This is a genomic window from Ruegeria sp. HKCCSP351 (assembly GCF_017872535.1).
Lineage (GTDB): Bacteria > Pseudomonadota > Alphaproteobacteria > Rhodobacterales > Rhodobacteraceae > Ruegeria.
On the sequence record NZ_JAEDOV010000005.1, the window covers coordinates 87,195 to 105,201 of the forward strand.

Here is an 18,007-nt window from a genome sequence, read left to right on the forward strand (position 1 = left end):
TTGTAGGAGATTCTCCGATGTCTACCATCACCAACCATATGCCGACCGCCGAATTGCAGGCGCTGGATGCGGCGCATCACATTCACCCCTTCTCGGCCAATGGTGCGCTGGGGAAGGAAGGGGCGCGCGTGATCACACGTGCCAATGGTGTTTATCTGACCGACAGCGAAGGTGAGGAAATTCTGGACGCGATGGCGGGTCTGTGGTGCGTCAATATCGGGTACGGGCGTAATGAGTTGGCCGATGTTGCCGCGCGCCAGATGCGCGAGCTGCCCTATTACAACACCTTCTTCAAAACCACCCACGTCCCGGCGATTGCTTTGGCCGCCAAGATTGCCGAACTGGCACCGGGCGATCTGAACCATGTCTTTTTCGCAGCAGGCGGGTCCGAGGCAAACGATACCAATATCCGCCTCGTGCGCACCTACTGGGCCCAGAAAGGCCAGCCCGACAAGAACATCATCATCAGCCGCAAGAACGCCTATCACGGCTCATCCGTGGGCTCGGCCTCGCTGGGTGGTATGGCCGGGATGCACGCGCAGGGCGGCATTCCGATCCCGAATATCCACCACATTAACCAACCCAATTGGTGGGCCGAAGGCGGCGATATGTCGCCCGAAGAATTCGGTCTGGCCCGCGCGCGCGAGCTGGAAGAGGCGATCAAAGAGTTGGGCGAAGACCGGGTCGCCGCCTTTATCGCCGAGCCGGTTCAGGGCGCAGGCGGTGTAATCGTGGCGCCCGATACATACTGGCCGGAAATTCAGCGTATCTGCGACAAGTACGATATCCTGCTGATAGCTGACGAGGTCATCTGCGGATTTGGCCGGACAGGCAACTGGTTCGGGTCGCAAACCGTTGGCATCAAGCCGCATATCATGACCATCGCCAAGGGCCTTAGCTCGGGCTATGCGCCCATCGGCGGGTCCATCGTAAACGACGAAATTGCCGAAGTAATCGGCGGTACCGAATTCAACCACGGCTATACCTATTCCGGCCACCCGGTCGCGGCCGCCGTGGCGTTGGAGAACCTGCGCATCCTCGAAGAAGAGAAGATCGTTGAGCATGTGCGCGACGTTGCAGCCCCCTATCTGAAAGAGAAATGGGAGGCACTGGCAGATCATCCGCTGGTGGGTGAGGCCAAGATCGTTGGCATGATGGCATCCATCGCGCTGACCCCGGACAAAGCCAGCCGCGCCAAATTCGCATCCGAACCCGGCACGGTCGGCTATATCTGCCGTGATCGGTGCTTTGCCAATAACCTGATCATGCGCCATGTTGGCGACCGGATGATCATCTCACCCCCGCTGATCCTGACACCTGCGGATATCGACGAAATGTTCGTGCGGATCTACAAATCGCTGGACGAAGCTCAGGCCGAGATCATTGCGCAGGGGCTGATGAAAGCTGCATCCTAACTCAGCGATTTATACGTCTTTTTAGGCGGCCCATTCGGGCCGCCTTTTCTTACCGCAACCTCTCCAGCAGGTTTGGTGTGGGGTATCCGTCCGGGACCAGCCCCTGCGCCATTTGATACGCACGAACTGCGTTGATCGTATTTGGCCCGGTACGCCCGTCGACACCCTTTGTGTCAAAGCCCGCATCCGTCAGACGGGTCTGAAGTTCCTTTTTCTCGGCAAAGCTCAGCACCCGGTCGCCGCGCGGCCAGTCGGATTGAAACGGTGCGCCCCCTGCAAGCCGGTCGGACAGATGCCCGATGCCAATCACATAGGCGTCGGCCCCGTTATACGTCTCGATCACGCTGAAATTTTCGAAAATCATCAGCGCAACGCCCTGACTTCCCGCCGGAAGCAGGATAGCGGCCTTCCCATGATCCGGCACGACGGTACCATCCCGCGCCACGACACCCTGAGCGGCCCATTCAGACGGCATCAGCATAAAATCGCGACGGGCTGAGGCGTAATCGAAATCGGTCGGCAGACGAACCTCCACGCCCCACGGCTGACCCGTCGTCCAACCATGCCGCGCCAGATAAGACGCCGCCGAAGCCAGCGCATCCGTCGGGTCATCCGACCAGATGTCCCGCCGGCCATCACTGTCAAAATCCACCGCGTGATCCAGATATGACGTGGGCATGAATTGTGTATGCCCCATTGCGCCCGCCCAACTGCCAAGCATGTTGCCAGCGCTGATATCGCCAGCCTGCACGATCCGCAGGGCAGCGACCAACTGCGTTTCAAAGAATTGTGCCCGCCGCGCATCAAAGGCAAGCGTTGCCAATGAACGAAGCGTTGGACTGCTGCCGCGATAGGACCCGAACGAGGTTTCAAGCCCCCAGATGGCAGTGACCACCTCTTTTTCGACGCCGTATTCCGCCTCGATCCGGTTCAACACCTGCCGATGCCGCTGCATGGCCGCACGCCCGTTCGACAGGCGCGTTTCCGACACTGCGGTCTCAAGATACTCCCAGATGGGTTTCGAAAACTCGGCCTGATTGCGATCCCGTTCCAGGACATCTTCGTCATAGCTCATCCCCGAAAACACCTGATTCAGTGTTCCCTGCGAAATACCCTGCCGTCGCGCACGGCCCTGAAAGGCGCCGAGCCAAGACTGAAACCGTGCCGTTGTCGCGGAAGCCACGGGCAAGGCCTCAATCAACGGGCGCGGGACCGGACGGATCGAAACGGTTACATCCGCCGAAGCCAGTTGCAGCACATCGCGCGATTTCCCGCCGTCTGCCCATCTGGAGTTTTCTGTTGTTTCCGCCTGCACTATGGATGCCCACAATGCGACGGTCATGACGCCGCCTACGCATTTTCGCATTCCGTTTTTTCCTGATTACTGCTCGACCACAGGGTAGCGCAAAATCGGAAATTCACAAAGTGCTCAGACGTTCGCCTCACGCTCCTGCGCAGCACGCTCTGCCCGAATGCGTTCCAATGCCTCGCGCAGCAGGGGCACGCGGTTCGGCCTGAAGCTTTGTTCGGTCACTGACATGTCCTGCAACCGATCCAACCGGAAAACGCGGAAATCCTGTCGCAGGTGGCACCAGCCCAACAACACGTTCGAGTGATCCAGATAGACGATACTCAACGGGTTGACGCGCCTGTGCGTAGCATCGCCTTTCGCATCTGTATAGAAAAACTCGACCGCGCGCTCATCCCACGTCGCCTGCCGCAGAGTGGCCACGTCAATCGAGGGTTCAGGCGGGCGGTTGAACCGCGTAGCCGCCAGAACCGCATGGCTGAGCCGATGGGACTGGCGTTGCGGCAAGCGTCCCTGAAGTTTCCGCAGGGCCGTACCCGCCGCGCCCGACAAAGCCGGATCGCCAATCACCTGAACTTCGCGCAGGCCCAGAACCAACGCTTCAAGCTCATCATCAGTGAACCCCAATGGGGGCAGGGTCGCGTCCTCGATCAGGGTAAAGCCAAACCCCGCTTCGCCGTCGATCACGGCACCCAGCCCGCGCAATGCATCAATATCCCGATGAATTGTTCGGGACGAAACACCCAAATCCTGCGCCAGCTGTTCGGATGTTCTGGGCGAAGGGCCAGAACGCAGGGCTTGCATAAGTTGGAACAATCGGGCGGTGCGGGACATGATGTACAATAGCTTACCCCTAATGACAGAAACTGTCATTAGGTCCCGATACTCAGTCAGCACACAATGACACGGAGCCTCATAATGCTGACCCTTCTCACCTTCCCCTCCGCCTTCGGCCTGTTCAGCGCCAGCCCCTTCTGCGTCAAGACAGCATTGATGCTTCAGCAGTCCGGCCGGACCTGGCAACGCTCGGATATGCTTGACCCCCGCAAGATGCCCCACCAGAAGCTGCCCGTTTTGCGGACGCCGGAACGCCTGGTTCCGGACAGCGACCTGATCCGCGAATGGTTGGAACAGCAGGGCGCGGATTTCGACAAAGGGTTGACGGATGTCGAAAAGGCGCAGTCCCGCGCCCTGGTGCGCATGGCCGAAGAGCATCTGTATTTTCACATCGTTCTGGATCGTTGGGGCAATGACGAAGTCTGGCCGATCTTGCGTGACACGTTCTTTACCGGAATTCCCTCGTTGATCCGGAAACCGGCATCCAATGCGATCCGGAAATCCGTTCTGAAGGGGATCACGTCACAGGGAATCGGGCGGTTTTCGCTGTCCGAACGGCTGGACCGGATCGAACGTGACCTCGAGGCGATCTCGGCCTATTTGTGGCAATCCTCTTTCCTGCTTGGGGACCGTCCGACATCGGCTGATATGAGCGTTGGTCCAATGCTTGCCGCGATGCGCGCCACACCTGTGGACACCCCCCTGACCCGCCGGATCAAACAGGATAACCTGCTGAACAGCTACGTGGACCGGTTGGAACAGGCGATACCAATTGCATGAAACCCTTTGAGAACCCTTTGGTCGCTTCGGCCTTTGAAGCCCTGCCCCCGCAAACCCGTGCGGGGGCTCTGGCCTTGCGGGAGCTTGTGTTTGACACGGCAGCCTCTCTGCCTGCCGTCCGCACGGTGCGAGAGGAACTGCGCTGGGGTCAGCCCGCCTATCTTGCGCCCAAAGGGTCAACGATCCGGCTGGGCGCGCACAAATCGGCAAGTTTCGCCTTGTTTGTGCACTGTCAGAGCCGGTTGATAAGCGATTTCACATCCGCCTTTCCGGGCGAGGACCGGATAGATGGGACCCGTGCCGTTCTGTTTGATGACACTGCGCAAATCGATCCAACACGCCACGGATGGTTGATTGCCCGTGCGTTAACCTATCACCTCTGACGGCGTTTGCGTTCGATCTTGCGCTTGATCTTGTCTTTCTTGCGCTTGGTGCTGATCGCTTTGCGCCGGGATGATCGCCCTTTTGGTCCCTGTCCGCGCGGCAAGGCCTGGTCGTCGATGGACAGCAGCTCCAGCTCCAACCCGCCGGTCACAGGTGTCGCTTCGGTCAGCCGAACGGTGACACGCTGGCCGATGGCGATAATCAGCCCCGTGTCCGCCCCCATAAGGGTCCCAGCCTCGCGGTCGAAATGGAAGAACTCGCGCCCCAATGAACGCACCGGAACCAAGCCATCTGCGCCGGTTTCATCCATTTTGACAAAAGCACCAAACCGGGCAATGCCGCTGATCCGCCCTGTGAATTCATTGCCGACCCGCTCGCTCAGATACGCGGCCAGATAGCGGTCAGTCGTGTCCCGTTCAGCCATCATGGATCGGCGTTCAGTATCCGAGATATGAGTGGCCGTTTCTTCGAGCCGGGTAATCTCGTCTTCGGTCAAACCGTCCGTGCCCCAACCGTGGGCTGAGATCAGCGACCGATGCACGACCAGGTCGGCATAGCGTCGGATGGGCGAGGTGAAATGCGCGTAGTTCCGCAGCGCCAGCCCGAAATGGCCGAAGTTTTCTGGGTTGTAATAGGCCTGTGCCATCGACCGCAGGGTGGTCAGGTTGATCAGTTCCGCATCCTCGGTCCCGGCGGCGGCGTTCAGCAGCGCATTCAGGTGTCGGGTTTGCAGCACCTGCCCCTTGGCGAGGTTCAAACCGGCAGCCTGCGCCGTTTCCCGCAGGCTTTCCAGTTTCTCGGGCGCAGGTTCCTCGTGCACGCGAAACAGCAGCGGACGGCGCTTGGCGATCAGTGTCTCGGCAGCCGAAACATTGGCGAGGATCATGAACTCTTCGATCAACCGATGCGCATCCAACCGGTCGCGGAACGCCACGCTTTCAACATGACCCGTCTCGCTGAGCACGATCTTACGCTCGGGCAGGTCCAGTTCCAGGGGCTGTCGCACAGCCCGCGCCTTCTTCAGCGCGGCATAAGCGGCATAAAGCGGTTTCAAGACCGTCTCCACCAATGGCCCGGTGCGGTCGTTCGGGTTGTCGTCGATGGCCTCCTGCACTTCGGCATAGTTCAGCGACGCAACCGAACGCATCAACCCCCGCACGAAACGATGACCAATCTTGTTACCGTCCGCGTCAATCTGCATCCGCACAGCGACACAGGCACGCGGGACGCCTTCATGCAGGGAACACAGATCACCCGACAGCCGATCAGGCAGCATCGGCACCACACGGTCGGGGAAATAACTTGAGTTGCCCCGCTTGCGCGCCTCGCGGTCCAGGGCCGAGCCGGGCAGCACATAAGCAGCAACATCGGCGATAGCGACCCAGATCACATGTCCGCCCGAGTTCTTCGGGTCGTCATCCGCGTGCGCGTAACAGGCATCATCACGATCGCGCGCATCCGAGGGGTCGATGGTCAGCAGCGGCATGTCCCGCAGGTCCTCGCGGCCCTTCAGGCCAACGGGTTTGGCATTGTCTGCCTCGGCAATGACCTTGTCGGGAAAGTCATCCGGGATACCGTGCTGATGGATCGCGATCAGCGAAACAGCCTTGGGAGCGGTCGGATCACCCAGCCGTTCAACGATGCGCGCGCGCGGCAGGCCCATACGGTTTTTGGGCCCGGCCTGTTCGGCCTCGACCAATTCGCCGTCTTTGGCACCATGCACCGCGCCATCGGCAACCAGCCATTCGGTCTGGCCTGCCTTGTCGATAGGGACGATCCGGCCCCCCTCGGCCCCTTTGCGGAATATGCCCACGATCTTGCGTGGGTTGGTTCCGATCCGTCGGATCAGGCGGGCTTCGTAATTGTGGTCTTCTTCGTGCACGACGGTCAGACGGGCCAGAATACGGTCACCCTCGCCCAGGGCCGGGTCGCTGGCCCGTGCGATGATCAGAACGATGGGCTCGACCCCTTCGCCATGCCATTCCAGTGGTCGGGCGAACAGATCACCATCGGCATTCGGGGCCTTCACCTGCAAAACACTGACAGGCGGAAGGCGGTCCGGGTCGCGATAGCTGCGCTTGCGTTTTTCAAGATGCCCTTCGGCCTCAAGCTCTTTGAGGATGCGCTTGAGGTCAATACGATCTGCGCCCTTAATGCCAAAGGCTTTGGCGATATCGCGTTTCGAGGTCAGGGTGGGGTTCGCCGAGATCCAGTCAAGGACCTCCTGCTTGGTAGGGATGCGAGTCATGCTTCCGGCGTAGCACGCGTTTGCGACCGCGTCATGACCAAAAAACCTCAGGGCTTCAGATCAGCGACCGTATCCACATCGCGCAGCTGGTCCAGCAGGGTCACACGGCAGTTTGGGATCGAGGCAAGTGTGTCGGCCAAAGCATGTTTTGTCGACCAGCGCACATCGCGGAACAGACCTGCGGGCAGCGCGCTGTAGCGCTGCGCACCGACCAGCCAATAACCGCCATCCGGCGCGGGGCCGAACACCATCCGGTATCGCCCAAGCGCTCCAAAAGCACGAGCAATATGTGCACGCGAAATGCCCGGAATATCCGCACCAACCAGGCAAACCGGCCCCTTGGGCATTCCGCGCAACATCCGGCCCATCCGGTCGCCCAGATCGCCGGGCCCCTGCGGCACGCGCGGCAGATCAACGGGCCAGATACGGCTTGCAAGACCTTCGGCATCGGGCGACACGGCCAGCACGATCTGCCAGCGGGGATCACGCAGCTTTCGGATCAAAGCGCGGGTCTGGTGCCGAAACCACCACGCGGCGCCAACCATGCCGATGTCACGCCCCAGCCGCGTCTTGACACGGCCCGGCCTGGGTTCCTTGACCATGATCACCAATGTGCGCTGCATGGATCAGGCGAAATAATCCGTCAGGATACGGGTATAGATCGATTTGAGCTGTTTGATCTGCGCGACCTCAACGCACTCGTCCACCTGATGCATTGTGCGCCCGACCAAGCCGAACTCCACCACCGGACAATGGTTTTTGACAAAGCGCGCATCCGAAGTGCCGCCGGTTGTTGACAGTTCAGGCGCAACGCCGGTTTCGGCTTCGACCGCTTTGGCCACCAGATCCGACAGAGGCCCCGGCGGGGTCAGAAAACTTTCACCCGATATGCTGATCGTGACACCGATGTCGACACCGTATTGGGCTGCCACCTGATCCGCCTCTGATTGCAACCAGTCACTCAGGCTGGCCCCGGAATGCAGATCGTTAAAGCGGATATTGACCGCGCCGCTGCATTGCGCCGGGATCACGTTGGTCGCGGCGTTTCCGGTGTCGATCGTGACAACAGCCAGTGTGGAGGCGTCGAAATGGTCTGTGCCCTGATCCAGTTCATGGCTGGCAAGCCGATCCATCAGCCGCGCCATGGCGGGCAGAGGGTTTTTGGCCCGATGGGGATAAGCCGAATGTCCCTGCACACCTGTAATCTTAAACCACGCAGTCATTGAGCCCCGGCGACCGATCTTGATCATCTCGCCCATTTTGTTCGGGCATGTTGGCTCTCCTACCAGACAGACCGACATACGCTCACCCGCGCCTTCCATGTAATCGAGAAGCGCAGTGGTGCCGTCCAACGCATCGCCTTCCTCATCACCGGTAATCGTCAGGACAATTGCCCCGTCCGGCGGGGTGTCACGCACGAAATCCATTGCGGCAGCCGCAAAAGCCGCAACTCCGGATTTCATATCGGTGGTGCCGCGCCCATACATCACACCATCCCGCACCTCGGCCCCGAAGGGCGGCGCAGTCCAGGCAGCTTCGTCGCCGACAGGAACGACGTCCGTGTGACCATTGAATCCGAAACTGCGCGCATGACCTTTCCGCCCCCAACGCGCGAACAGGTTGCTGATACCGCCGCGATCGACGCGCGTGCATTCGAAACCTGCATCCGACAGCACTGTCTCAAGCAAGACAAGCGCTCCGCCTTCTGAAGGTGTTACCGAAGGGCAACGGATCAGTTCGGCTGTCAATTGGACGGGATCAGTCATACGGGGACCTCTGGGACTGTGTCTGACGCGGGTTCGCGCACAGATTCAACGATTTGGCCGATTTTCCAACCCCAATCCGTCAAAAATCGATAATCCGAATATGTAGATGTCAAAGCGGCACCCCAATAAAACATGGAACTTTACCCCGCGACCACCTTGCCGCCCGCCACAAATTCGCGTTACAGGGCCGCGAAACAGGTGAATTGAATATGAAGCGCGCCTTCTTCGCACTAATCTGCCTGACTTTCGCCGTCATCGCACAGCAAAGCCTGGCACAGTCCCTTTCGGTCACAACCGTGACCCGCCCGCCATTTTCCTATGTCGAGGATGGCGACGAAACCGGTTTCTCTATGGATTTGCTGGCGGCTTTGGCCGAGGCTCTGAACTGGGACTACACGGTCAACCGCGTCGACGCCTTTTCTGACATGTTGGGTGCCGTGCAGAGCGGATCTGCAGACCTTGCCATCGCCAATATCTCGATCACTGCCCTGCGCGAAACGCAAATGGATTTCTCTCAACCGATCTTTGAGGCCGGTCTTCAGATCATGGTACCCTCGGACGCGGTACGAAAACCATCGCTGTTGCAGGCCCTGCTGTCGAAAGAACTGTTCATCGCCATAGGGCTGGCCTTTGCCATTCTCCTCGGTGGCGGCATGTTGATGTGGAGCTTTGAACGCCGCGCCCAACCCTATTTCGACCGCGACCTGAACGAAGCGTGGTTCCCATCATTCTGGTGGGCGCTGAACTTGGTTGTGAATGGCGGGTTCGAAGAGCGAATGCCGCGCACTCCGTTCGGTCGAATGTTGGGTGTCGTGCTGGTTGTGTCATCCTTGTTCATCGTGTCGGTGTTCACCGCCCGTATCACCTCGGTCATGACTGTGGACGCCATTACCGGCAGCGTGAATTCGGTGAACGACCTGTACGGCAAGACTGTCGGGACAATCTCGGGGTCGACTGCGGCCAGTTTTCTGAACCGGCGCGAGATCGAGTTTACCAGCTATCCGGGGTTGAATGAGATGCTGGACGCATTCAAGGCCGAAGATCTGGATGCTGTCGTGTTCGACGCGCCGATCCTGTCCTATTTTGCAGCCCATGAAGGCCGACGGATTGCGTCGATGACAGGCGGTGTTTTCCTGCGCGAGAATTACGGCATCGCTTTCCCGACCGGATCGCCACTGGTCGAGGATGTAAACCAGGCATTGCTTGGCTTGCGCGAAGACGGAACCTATGACGAAATCTATCGTAAGTGGTTCGGGTCGCGGAACTAGGCCTGCGCCTCGTCTCCGAAAAACGGTGTCATCTGCGCGACGATCACTGCGTTTTCATCCAATGCCCTCTGCATCAGCGCACGTTCGTCCGCCTCAATATCGTGACCTTGCGCTTCACGCTCGGCCAATGTGCCGTATCCGGTGACATCCAGCGGTGCGGTGTCTGCCTGCTTCAGGATCGCAACCGTCTCACGCACGGCCTCGGCCTCATCCACGCCGCTGGCATAGCACATCAGCGCCGCACCGGTCGCCCCATCGGGCAGCCCGTCGCCCTCCTTGCGGCCAATCTGGACCAGAAGGGTGTAGACTTGCTGACGTGAGGGTTTCTTTTGCTTCTCCATGCACCGGGCCATAGCCCCACGCCGGTTCGCGGTCAAGCAGCCAACAATTGCAGGAATCCTGCCATGCGCCCATAGTACCCAGAATAAACCGATCCCGGATTCAAAGGACGCCTTCATGCCCTACCCAGATTTCATAGCAAGTTTTCCCAGCCTCGACGTACCATTCCCTGACGACGTGGTGCAAACGGCCGTGATCCGGTCGGATGCGGGCTTGGTGGCGTTCTTTACGTTTCTTCAGGATTTCGAATTGCCCTTACATTCTCACAAAGCCCAGTGGGGCACAGTGGTCGAGGGTGAGATTGAATTGACCATCGACGGGCAGACCCGGACCTACCGCTCGGGCGACAGTTATTCGATCCCATCAGGCGTGGAACATGGCGGCAAAATCAAGGCTGGCACACGGGTCATAGATGTTTTCGAGGAACCGGACCGATATCCGATCAAGGGATAAGCTGGGTGAGAGACTCAGTGAACGCGAGTCTCGGCCTCCCTCATTGATTGAAGGTCTCCGGCTGAAAAGCTGTTGAGTTGAATCCGGCACTTTTGCGCCAGTCTTCCTCTTCATTTTAGGCCAATTCCCGCTAGCCGGGACACGACGCCAGCAATTCACAACTAAGCGTCGATGCCGGCCCTACGCTGTGGGTACTGCATAAGTCATTTTCAAAGGAGAGTTGAGATGAGCGTTCTGTCCAGATTGATGACAACAACAGCAAGCGTGATTGTACTTTCCGGTATACCGGCTGTTGCAATTCTGTCCTTTGTAACAAGTGATGCTGCTTATGCCCAAGAAGCGGGCGGTGAAGGCGGCGAAACCACCGGTGGCGGCGAGGCCGAAGGCGGCGCGCAGACCGAAGGCGGAGGTGAATCCGGCAGCGATGGTGAGGCCGAAGGTGGCAGTGAAACCGAGGGCGGTAGCGATTCCGAAGGCGGTAGTGAGGCCGAAAGCGGAGGCGAATCCGGCGGCGATGGTGAATCCGAAGGTGGCAGTGAAGCCGAAGGCGGTGGCGAGGCCGAAAGCGGAGGTGAATCCGGCGGCGATGGTGAATCCGAAGGTGGCAGTGAAGCCGATGGCGGTGGTGAGGCCGATGGCGGTGGTGAGGCCGATGGTGCGGAAACCAATGCAGGAAGCACAGAAGTGGAAGCCATGCAGGGTGAGAGCCGCTAAGCAGCACTTCAAGGCAGGCTAGGGCCACAAGCTTGGTATCTGCCTTAGCCGACCTGACCCAAAGAACAAATAAGGCCGGAGCGTAACTGCTCCGGCCTTATGACATTCCCAGAACGATCAGTCCCGCAGCAATTCGTTGATGCCCGTTTTCGAGCGGGTCTTTTCGTCAACCCGCTTCACGATCACCGCGCAATAGAGACTGACATTGTTCTTTGACGGCATGGAACCCGCGACCACAACCGAATAGGGCGGAACCTCGCCATACATGACTTCTCCGGTTTCTCGGTCCACGATCTTGGTGGACTTACCAATGAACACGCCCATCCCCAGAACCGAGCCTTCGCGGACGATACATCCCTCGACCACTTCCGAGCGCGCGCCGATAAAGCAATTGTCTTCAATGATTGTTGGGCCAGCCTGCATCGGCTCAAGCACTCCACCGATGCCAACGCCGCCCGACAGGTGCACATTCTTGCCAATCTGCGCGCAGGATCCGACGGTGGCCCAGGTATCAACCATCGTGCCTTCGTCAACATAGGCCCCAAGATTCACGAAAGACGGCATCAGCACCACGCCCGGTGCAATATATGCCGACTTGCGGACAACGCAGTTTGGAACCGCGCGGAACCCGGCAGACCGCCACTGGTTTTCACCCCAACCGGCGAACTTGCTGTCTACCTTGTCCCACCAGCCGCCGTCCTGCGGACCGCCCGGCTGGATTTCCATGTCCTTGATACGGAAGCCCAGCAGAACCGCCTTTTTGGCCCATTGATTTACGTGCCAGTCACCGGTTTCCAGCTTTTCCGCCACGCGTAACGAGCCACTGTCCAGCGCATTCAGCGTGTCCTCGATCGCCTCGCGCTGCTCGCCTGTTGTGGCGGGCGTGATGGTCTCGCTTGCCTCCCAGGCGGTTTCGATGGCGGCTTCCAGTTGCGCGTTGGACATGGGGTGTCTCCCTACAGAATCTGTTCACGTTGATTTGGCCTATACGCAAGCCCGACCCATGGCGCAATGCGACGTAGACGGGCCCAATTGCGTCTGAGGCAAAGGGTCATCAGCTTGCGCGCCGGATATGGCGGGTCAGGATCGCCGTTGCTGTGGCCATTTCCTTGCGCTTCAACGCCCGCACGATGGCCGCATGATCCGTGTCAGCCCGTTGCACCCATTTCAACCGCCATTGCGCGAACAAATGGCGTGCGCTTGCGATATGCAGATCGTCGATTGCGTGCAAAAGCCGCGGCAACCCGCAAGGTGTCAGGATGGCGCGATGAAACGTTCTGTTCAGAGCCTCCCATTGCGGCATCGACTGCGCCTCGTCACAGGCGATGCGTGCGTTTTCGATCTTCTCCAGCGCGACCGGAGACATGTTTTGCATCGATTGCTGCAACGCCAGCGTTTCCAACGCCACGCGCATTTCGATCACCTCCCGAACCTCTGCCGGGTCCAGCGCCGTAACCCGCATTCCCTTGCGTGGTTCATGCCGGGCCAACCCATGCGCCTCAAGCCGCAACAAGGCTTCGCGCACCGGAACATGGCTGGTATCGAAGGTTCGGGCAATATGATCCTGCCGCAGCTTTTCACCGGCTGCCAGCTCTCCGGTGATGATCCGCTGGCTGAGGCTTTGGTAAATCGTGTCGGAAATCATTGCAGTCATGGATTATAGATAAAATCCACCATCCACATCCACAACCCGATAATTTACCCAGCGAACGGGTCCGGCGCGATATTTGCACCGCACACCAGAACGGCCACGCGTTCACCCGGTTCAGGCCGATACGCACCCGAGGTCAAGGCGGCCAATGCGGTCGCGCCCGCAGGTTCTACCAGAATGCGATGCGCGCGCCAAAGCGCCAGTTGTGCCGCAGCGATGGCATCGTCAGACACCAGAACCGAACTCATACCCTGTGCCAGTTCAAAACAGATTTCGCCGATCCGCCGCGCGCCCAGCGCGTTTGCGGCGATGCCCGACACGGAAACATCAACCGGCTCACCAGCGCGCAACGCTGCATTCAACGCACAGGACGTTTCCGGCTCGACCGCCACAACCTTGCGCGCGCCACCGAACCAGGCCAGCGCCCCGGCGATCAGCCCGCCGCCGCCAACAGCGACCAGTACCGTATCCGCCTGCAAGCCCTGTACGTCCCATTCGGCAAAACAGGTCCCTTGCCCCGCCACCGTGGCCGGGGCGTCATAAGCATGGATCTGCATTGCACCCGTCGTTGCCTCATGCTCTTGCGCTGCGGTCAGCGCGTTCGCGTATTCACCGGAAACAACACTCAGGTCGGCACCGGTTTGCCGGATCAGTGCGATCTTGGACGGGCCCGCCAGTTCCGGCACAAATATCTTTGCAGGATACCCCAGCGTCTGCGCTGCATAGGCCGCCGCCGCACCATGATTGCCCCCGGATGCGGCGACCACACCCGCAGCCGGCACATCCGAGCTGAGCAGCGTATTGAACGCACCCCGCGCCTTGAAACTGCCGGTATGCTGTATGTGCTCGAGTTTCAGCTCAACCGGATAGCCGGGAATGTTGCTTTCCATAACCGGGGTTACCTGCGCATATCCCGCGATGCGGTCCCGTGCTGCCGATATTTCACTTTTCCAATTCATTCTCGTCTTTCCGTGACTGGCACTCTGCCCGCGAACCCTATAGCTGTTTGTCAAACACGCAAGCAGGGATCGATCACCGATGAGAGAAGACCGCCACAGTCCGTTTCGCGATGCGCAGACTGACCGCTCGACCGCAAAAGAGGTTCCGGACACACCGCAAACACGCTCACCGGCCTACCGTCTGGCTTTCGCGGATGACGAGTTTCTGTGCCGGGACGAGCTGCGCCCTGTACGCTTGCAGCTTGAGTTGCTGAAACCCGAAATGATCATGACCGAGCGTGAGATCGCGTCGACCATCGTCATGTTCGGCGGTGCCCGCATTCCCGAACCCTCGCAAAAGCACACCGCGCGGACAGAAACCCTGGCCGGTCTGTCGAAATATTACGATGAGGCGCGCGAGTTTGCCCGGCTGATGACCGTGAAATCGAAAGAAACCGGCTGCCGCGAGAATGTGATCGTCACTGGCGGCGGCCCCGGTGTGATGGAAGCCGGCAATCGCGGGGCACACGAAGCGGGCGGGTGCTCGATCGGGCTGAATATCGTGCTTCCACACGAACAGGCGCCAAACAGTTTCGTGACACCTGCGCTCAGCTTCAACTTTCACTATTTTGCGATCCGCAAGATGCATTTCCTGATGCGCGCCCGCGCCATCACCATCTTTCCCGGTGGGTTTGGGACTCTGGATGAACTGTTCGAATCCCTGACCCTGATCCAGACCGGCAGAATGGATCGCGTGCCATTCCTGCTGTTTGGCCGCGCGTTCTGGGAAAAGGTCATCAACTGGGACGCACTGGCGGATGCCGGTACGATCTCGGACGAGGATCTGGACCTGTTCCGCTTTGTCGATACCGCGCAGGAGGCGGTCGATATCATCGACAACTGGGAACCCGCACCGCCCCGCGACGAAATTCCGGGGCGCTGAGCGATGAAATCTCCAAAGACCGGCGACATGCTCCACCTGCGTGGCAACGCGCTGTCAAAAGGCGAACCCGTCGCCCTTCCGCTGACGCAAAGCAGCATGTTCCATCTGCCCGGCGCGCCGGACGGTCACCCGACCTATGGCCGTGTCGATAACCCCACATGGGTACATCTTGAGCATGTTTTGTCGCATCTGGAAGACGCGCCTTGCCTCAGCTTCCCGTCCGGCATGGCCGCAATTTCCGCGGCTCTGTTCGCAACGGTGCAAGCCGGATCACGCCTTCTGATCCCTTCGGACGGGTACTATGTCACCCGTCTGTTGGCCGACCGGTTCCTTTCGCGTCTCGGCGTCACTGTCCAAGAGCGCCCGACCACTGCATTCGCCGCAGGTGGTTTTAATGAGTTTGACGTTGTGTTCGTCGAAAGCCCTTCGAACCCCGGTCTGGACATGATTGACCTGAAAGCCGTAGCTGATCAGGTGCGGTCTGCTGGCGGGGTGACGGTTGCCGACAATACGACGATGACGCCGTTGGGTCAGCGCCCGTTGGATTTGGGCATCGACGTGGTCGTGTCGTCTGACACCAAGGCGATGGGCGGGCATTCCGACATGCTGATGGGTCACGTGGCCAGCCGCAACAGTGACATCATGGAACGGGTCGAGGAATGGCGGAGAGTCTCCGGCTCGATCCCCGGACCGCATGAGGCATGGCTGTTGCATCGCGGGTTGGAAACGCTGGATGTCCGGTTCGACCGGATGTGCAGCTCGGCTCAGGTAATAGCAGAACGGTTGGCAGGTCACCCAGCGGTCAAGCAGGTCCGCTATCCTGGGCTGGCCGATGATCCGTCACACACACTTGCGCAGGCACAAACGGCACGGTTCGGATTTCTGCTATCCTTGACTTTGGAAAGCGAAGACAAGGCCGAAGCCTTCATCAACACTTGCCCGCTTTTGCGCCCCGCCACCTCATTCGGTGGTGTTCACAGCTCGGCCGAGCGCCGCGCGCGCTGGGGCGATAGTGTCGACCCGGCCTTCATCCGCCTGTCCGTTGGATGCGAACCGGTGGACGAACTGTGGCAGGCGATCGAGGCCAGCCTGAATGCGCTGTGATTACTTCTTCGCGGCACGCAGTTCCTTGAAAACGTAGATCGGCAGCACCACGCTGGCGATCAACGCCCCCAGCCATACAAGCAGCGTCGCCGCCAGCAGGTTCGAGATACCACCAACTGTCAGCCCCGACGCGATGAGGTCGGTCACCAGCAGGCCCACAAATGTCACGACCAGGGCGATCCCGCCTTTCAATGCGGGCGCTTTCTTTTCGCCAAGCTTCAGTATCAAGGGCTCGGCGATCACCTGAACGACGGTGAAAACGATCACAACCACGATAAATGAGATCGGTTTGATCGCGAAACCGGACAGTATCAGCGAAGCCAGCAACAGCCCGATGGCATTGCCGGCCAGCAGGGCCAAAGCGGATTTGATTCTGCGCGACATGGGATGGCCTCCGTCAATCTACAATCAGGAATATGAAGATATTAGCAGGCTTCTGAGTTTTTTCGAGACAATTCAATCGCCTCTTCCTTTTGACCCGTTGAAAACACGTGGTAGAACACATTCATCAAGATCAGACCTGTCCCTGACCCGCGAGTGTGAGATGAGCGACGATCCCTATTCCGTCCTTGGCGTACCGAAGGACGCCAGCGCCGACGAAATCAAGAAAGCCTACAGGCGTATTGCCAAGGAGTGCCACCCGGACCTGAAACCCGGCGACGCCAAGGCCGAGGCCAAATTCAAGGCCGCAGCTGCGGCTTATGATTTGCTGAAAGATCCAGAAACCCGCGCCCGCTACGACAATGGCGAAATCGACGCCTCGGGTCAGGAACGCCCGCAACAACACTATTACCGGGACTATGCCGAAGCCGCTGGAAACCCCTATCGCGGGCGTCAGGCGGACCCGGACGACATGTCGGACATCTTTGCTGAATTCATGCGTGGCCGCGGTGGATTTGGCGGCCAGCAAAGGCATGAGTTTCATGCGCCGGGGCATAACCTGAACTATTCCCTTCAGATCAGCTTTCTGGATGCCGTGTTTGGCGCCAGTCAGAAACTGACCCTACCAGACGGCAACCGGATCGAGGTCAAGATCCCCGCCGGTATAACCGAGGGTCAAACCATCCGTCTGCGCGGCAAGGGGGCTCCGGGTTATGGCGAAGGTCCTCCGGGTGATGCGTTGGTGACTGTCACGGTCGCCAAACATCCGGTGTTTGATCGTCAGGGCGACGACATTCATATTACGCTGCCGATCAGCATCGATGAGGCCATTCTGGGCGGCAAAGTCGCCGCCCCCACCATCGATGGCGGTGTGAACGTCAATGTTCCAGCGGGCACCAGCAGCGGCAAGACCCTTCGCCTGCGCGGTAAAGGGGTGAAGAAACGCGGCTCATCCCAGCGCGGCGACCAACTGATCGAACTGACCGTTGCGATGCCCGACAAGGTCGATGATGACCTCAGGCAGTTCATGGAGACCTGGCGCGAGACGCACCGCTACGATCCGCGGAAAGGAATGCCATCATGACCCTGACCGAAAAGGAACTGATCGAAACCGTCTCGCGCCTGACCTCTGACCGCCTGACCGAGTATCTTGCGGCCGAGATCGTGATCCCTGAACAATCGGAGCAGGGGCTGGTCTATCACAGTATTGACGTTGCCCGGCTGGAACTGGCTTGCGAGTTGCACGAGCAATACGACATGGAGGCCGATGCGCTGTCGATGATGATCTCATTGATTGATCAGATGCATGGGCTGCGCGCCGAACTGCGCGAGGTTCTGAACGCAGTCGAGGCGCAACCCGAGCCGGTGCGCCATCAACTGATCGAAGTCATCGGCACAGCGCGGTTCCGTCGCAGATAACAGGGTTTTGGGCGCAATGATTTTGGCGTAGAAGGCCGCCTTGATCCTTTGTCAGGTA

The 18,007-nt window shown here is 59.4% G+C and carries 20 protein-coding genes; 10 read left to right on the forward strand and 10 right to left on the reverse strand.

The annotated features are described in order from the left end of the window. The first annotated feature begins 17 nt into the window (after positions 1 to 17). Entirely contained in the window at positions 18 to 1,415 is a 1,398-nt protein-coding gene (locus I9182_RS11830; RefSeq protein WP_209598376.1) for an aspartate aminotransferase family protein, read from the forward strand. Positions 1,416 to 1,464: 49 nt separating this feature from the next. Here I9182_RS11830 and I9182_RS11835 read toward each other — a convergent pair whose 3' ends face one another. Both I9182_RS11835 and I9182_RS11840 read right to left on the reverse strand, forming a co-directional pair. Beyond that, entirely contained in the window at positions 1,465 to 2,757 is a 1,293-nt protein-coding gene (locus I9182_RS11835) for a lytic murein transglycosylase (RefSeq protein WP_245222615.1), read from the reverse strand. A gap of 87 nt (positions 2,758 to 2,844) precedes the next feature. Continuing rightward, on the reverse strand, positions 2,845 to 3,558 hold the full coding sequence (locus I9182_RS11840; protein WP_209505022.1) for a YafY family protein: 714 nt from the start codon (positions 3,556 to 3,558) through the stop codon (positions 2,845 to 2,847). 84 nt (positions 3,559 to 3,642) lie between these two features. Between I9182_RS11840 and I9182_RS11845 the strand changes: the two genes are divergently transcribed. Next, positions 3,643 to 4,341, forward strand: a complete 699-nt coding sequence (locus I9182_RS11845) for a glutathione S-transferase family protein (RefSeq protein ID WP_209505023.1) — start codon at positions 3,643 to 3,645, stop codon at positions 4,339 to 4,341. Continuing rightward, positions 4,338 to 4,724, forward strand: a complete 387-nt coding sequence (locus I9182_RS11850; protein WP_209505024.1) for a DUF1801 domain-containing protein — start codon at positions 4,338 to 4,340, stop codon at positions 4,722 to 4,724. Before I9182_RS11845 ends, I9182_RS11850 begins: the two co-directional genes overlap by 4 nt. Here the strand turns inward: I9182_RS11850 and rnr are convergent. Genes rnr through dapE form a run of 3 tightly spaced genes read right to left on the reverse strand, consistent with a single transcriptional unit; the run spans position 4,715 to position 8,739 of the window. Then, complete coding sequence (gene rnr, locus I9182_RS11855) at positions 4,715 to 6,973, reverse strand: ribonuclease R (protein WP_209598378.1); 2,259 nt, start codon at positions 6,971 to 6,973, stop codon at positions 4,715 to 4,717. The genes I9182_RS11850 and rnr overlap by 10 nt on opposite strands. A gap of 47 nt (positions 6,974 to 7,020) precedes the next feature. Continuing rightward, entirely contained in the window at positions 7,021 to 7,596 is a 576-nt protein-coding gene (locus I9182_RS11860; protein WP_209598379.1) for a TIGR04282 family arsenosugar biosynthesis glycosyltransferase, read from the reverse strand. A 3-nt stretch (positions 7,597 to 7,599) separates the two neighbouring features. Continuing rightward, entirely contained in the window at positions 7,600 to 8,739 is a 1,140-nt protein-coding gene (gene dapE, locus I9182_RS11865) for a succinyl-diaminopimelate desuccinylase (protein ID WP_209598380.1), read from the reverse strand. Positions 8,740 to 8,948: 209 nt separating this feature from the next. Here dapE and I9182_RS11870 point away from each other — a divergent pair, with 209 nt between their 5' ends. Next, positions 8,949 to 10,007 (forward strand): transporter substrate-binding domain-containing protein, encoded by a 1,059-nt coding sequence (locus I9182_RS11870; protein ID WP_209505028.1) that lies wholly within the window; start codon positions 8,949 to 8,951, stop codon positions 10,005 to 10,007. Here I9182_RS11870 and I9182_RS11875 read toward each other — a convergent pair. Beyond that, positions 10,004 to 10,348: a hypothetical protein gene (locus tag I9182_RS11875; protein WP_209598381.1), complete on the reverse strand. Its 345-nt coding sequence runs from the start codon at positions 10,346 to 10,348 to the stop codon at positions 10,004 to 10,006. The genes I9182_RS11870 and I9182_RS11875 overlap by 4 nt on opposite strands. A gap of 115 nt (positions 10,349 to 10,463) precedes the next feature. Here I9182_RS11875 and I9182_RS11880 point away from each other — a divergent pair, with 115 nt between their 5' ends. Then, entirely contained in the window at positions 10,464 to 10,799 is a 336-nt protein-coding gene (locus tag I9182_RS11880) for a cupin domain-containing protein (protein ID WP_209598382.1), read from the forward strand. A 225-nt stretch (positions 10,800 to 11,024) separates the two neighbouring features. Beyond that, a complete protein-coding gene (locus I9182_RS11885) occupies positions 11,025 to 11,513 on the forward strand; it encodes a hypothetical protein (RefSeq protein WP_209598383.1) in 489 nt (162 codons plus the stop codon). 117 nt (positions 11,514 to 11,630) lie between these two features. Here the strand turns inward: I9182_RS11885 and dapD are convergent, their stop codons facing one another. The 3 genes from dapD to I9182_RS11900 form a co-directional block, all read right to left on the reverse strand. After that, positions 11,631 to 12,458: a 2,3,4,5-tetrahydropyridine-2,6-dicarboxylate N-succinyltransferase gene (gene dapD, locus I9182_RS11890; RefSeq protein WP_209598384.1), complete on the reverse strand. Its 828-nt coding sequence runs from the start codon at positions 12,456 to 12,458 to the stop codon at positions 11,631 to 11,633. Between the two features lie 109 nt (positions 12,459 to 12,567). Next, positions 12,568 to 13,167, reverse strand: coding sequence for a GntR family transcriptional regulator (locus I9182_RS11895; RefSeq protein WP_209598385.1), 600 nt, complete (start codon positions 13,165 to 13,167; stop codon positions 12,568 to 12,570). A 44-nt stretch (positions 13,168 to 13,211) separates the two neighbouring features. Continuing rightward, positions 13,212 to 14,123 carry a threonine/serine dehydratase gene (locus I9182_RS11900; RefSeq protein WP_209505034.1) on the reverse strand — a complete coding sequence of 304 codons (912 nt, stop codon included), beginning with the start codon at positions 14,121 to 14,123 and terminating at the stop codon, positions 13,212 to 13,214. A 79-nt stretch (positions 14,124 to 14,202) separates the two neighbouring features. On the opposite strand from I9182_RS11900, the gene I9182_RS11905 reads away from it, so the two are divergent. Both I9182_RS11905 and I9182_RS11910 read left to right on the forward strand, forming a co-directional pair. Next, entirely contained in the window at positions 14,203 to 15,045 is an 843-nt protein-coding gene (locus I9182_RS11905; protein ID WP_209505035.1) for a TIGR00730 family Rossman fold protein, read from the forward strand. A 3-nt stretch (positions 15,046 to 15,048) separates the two neighbouring features. Next, positions 15,049 to 16,149 carry a cystathionine gamma-lyase gene (locus tag I9182_RS11910; protein ID WP_209598386.1) on the forward strand — a complete coding sequence of 367 codons (1,101 nt, stop codon included), beginning with the start codon at positions 15,049 to 15,051 and terminating at the stop codon, positions 16,147 to 16,149. Here the strand turns inward: I9182_RS11910 and I9182_RS11915 are convergent, their stop codons facing one another. Next, on the reverse strand, positions 16,150 to 16,533 hold the full coding sequence (locus I9182_RS11915) for a hypothetical protein (RefSeq protein ID WP_209505037.1): 384 nt from the start codon (positions 16,531 to 16,533) through the stop codon (positions 16,150 to 16,152). 160 nt (positions 16,534 to 16,693) lie between these two features. Between I9182_RS11915 and I9182_RS11920 the strand changes: the two genes are divergently transcribed. Together I9182_RS11920 and I9182_RS11925 are read left to right on the forward strand one after the other, a co-directional pair. Next, positions 16,694 to 17,614, forward strand: a complete 921-nt coding sequence (locus I9182_RS11920; RefSeq protein ID WP_209505038.1) for a J domain-containing protein — start codon at positions 16,694 to 16,696, stop codon at positions 17,612 to 17,614. Continuing rightward, the gene (locus I9182_RS11925; protein ID WP_209505039.1) at positions 17,611 to 17,949 is read left to right on the forward strand and encodes a hypothetical protein; all 339 of its coding nucleotides are present in this window, start codon (positions 17,611 to 17,613) and stop codon (positions 17,947 to 17,949) included. Before I9182_RS11920 ends, I9182_RS11925 begins: the two co-directional genes overlap by 4 nt. The last annotated feature ends 58 nt before the right edge of the window (positions 17,950 to 18,007 follow it).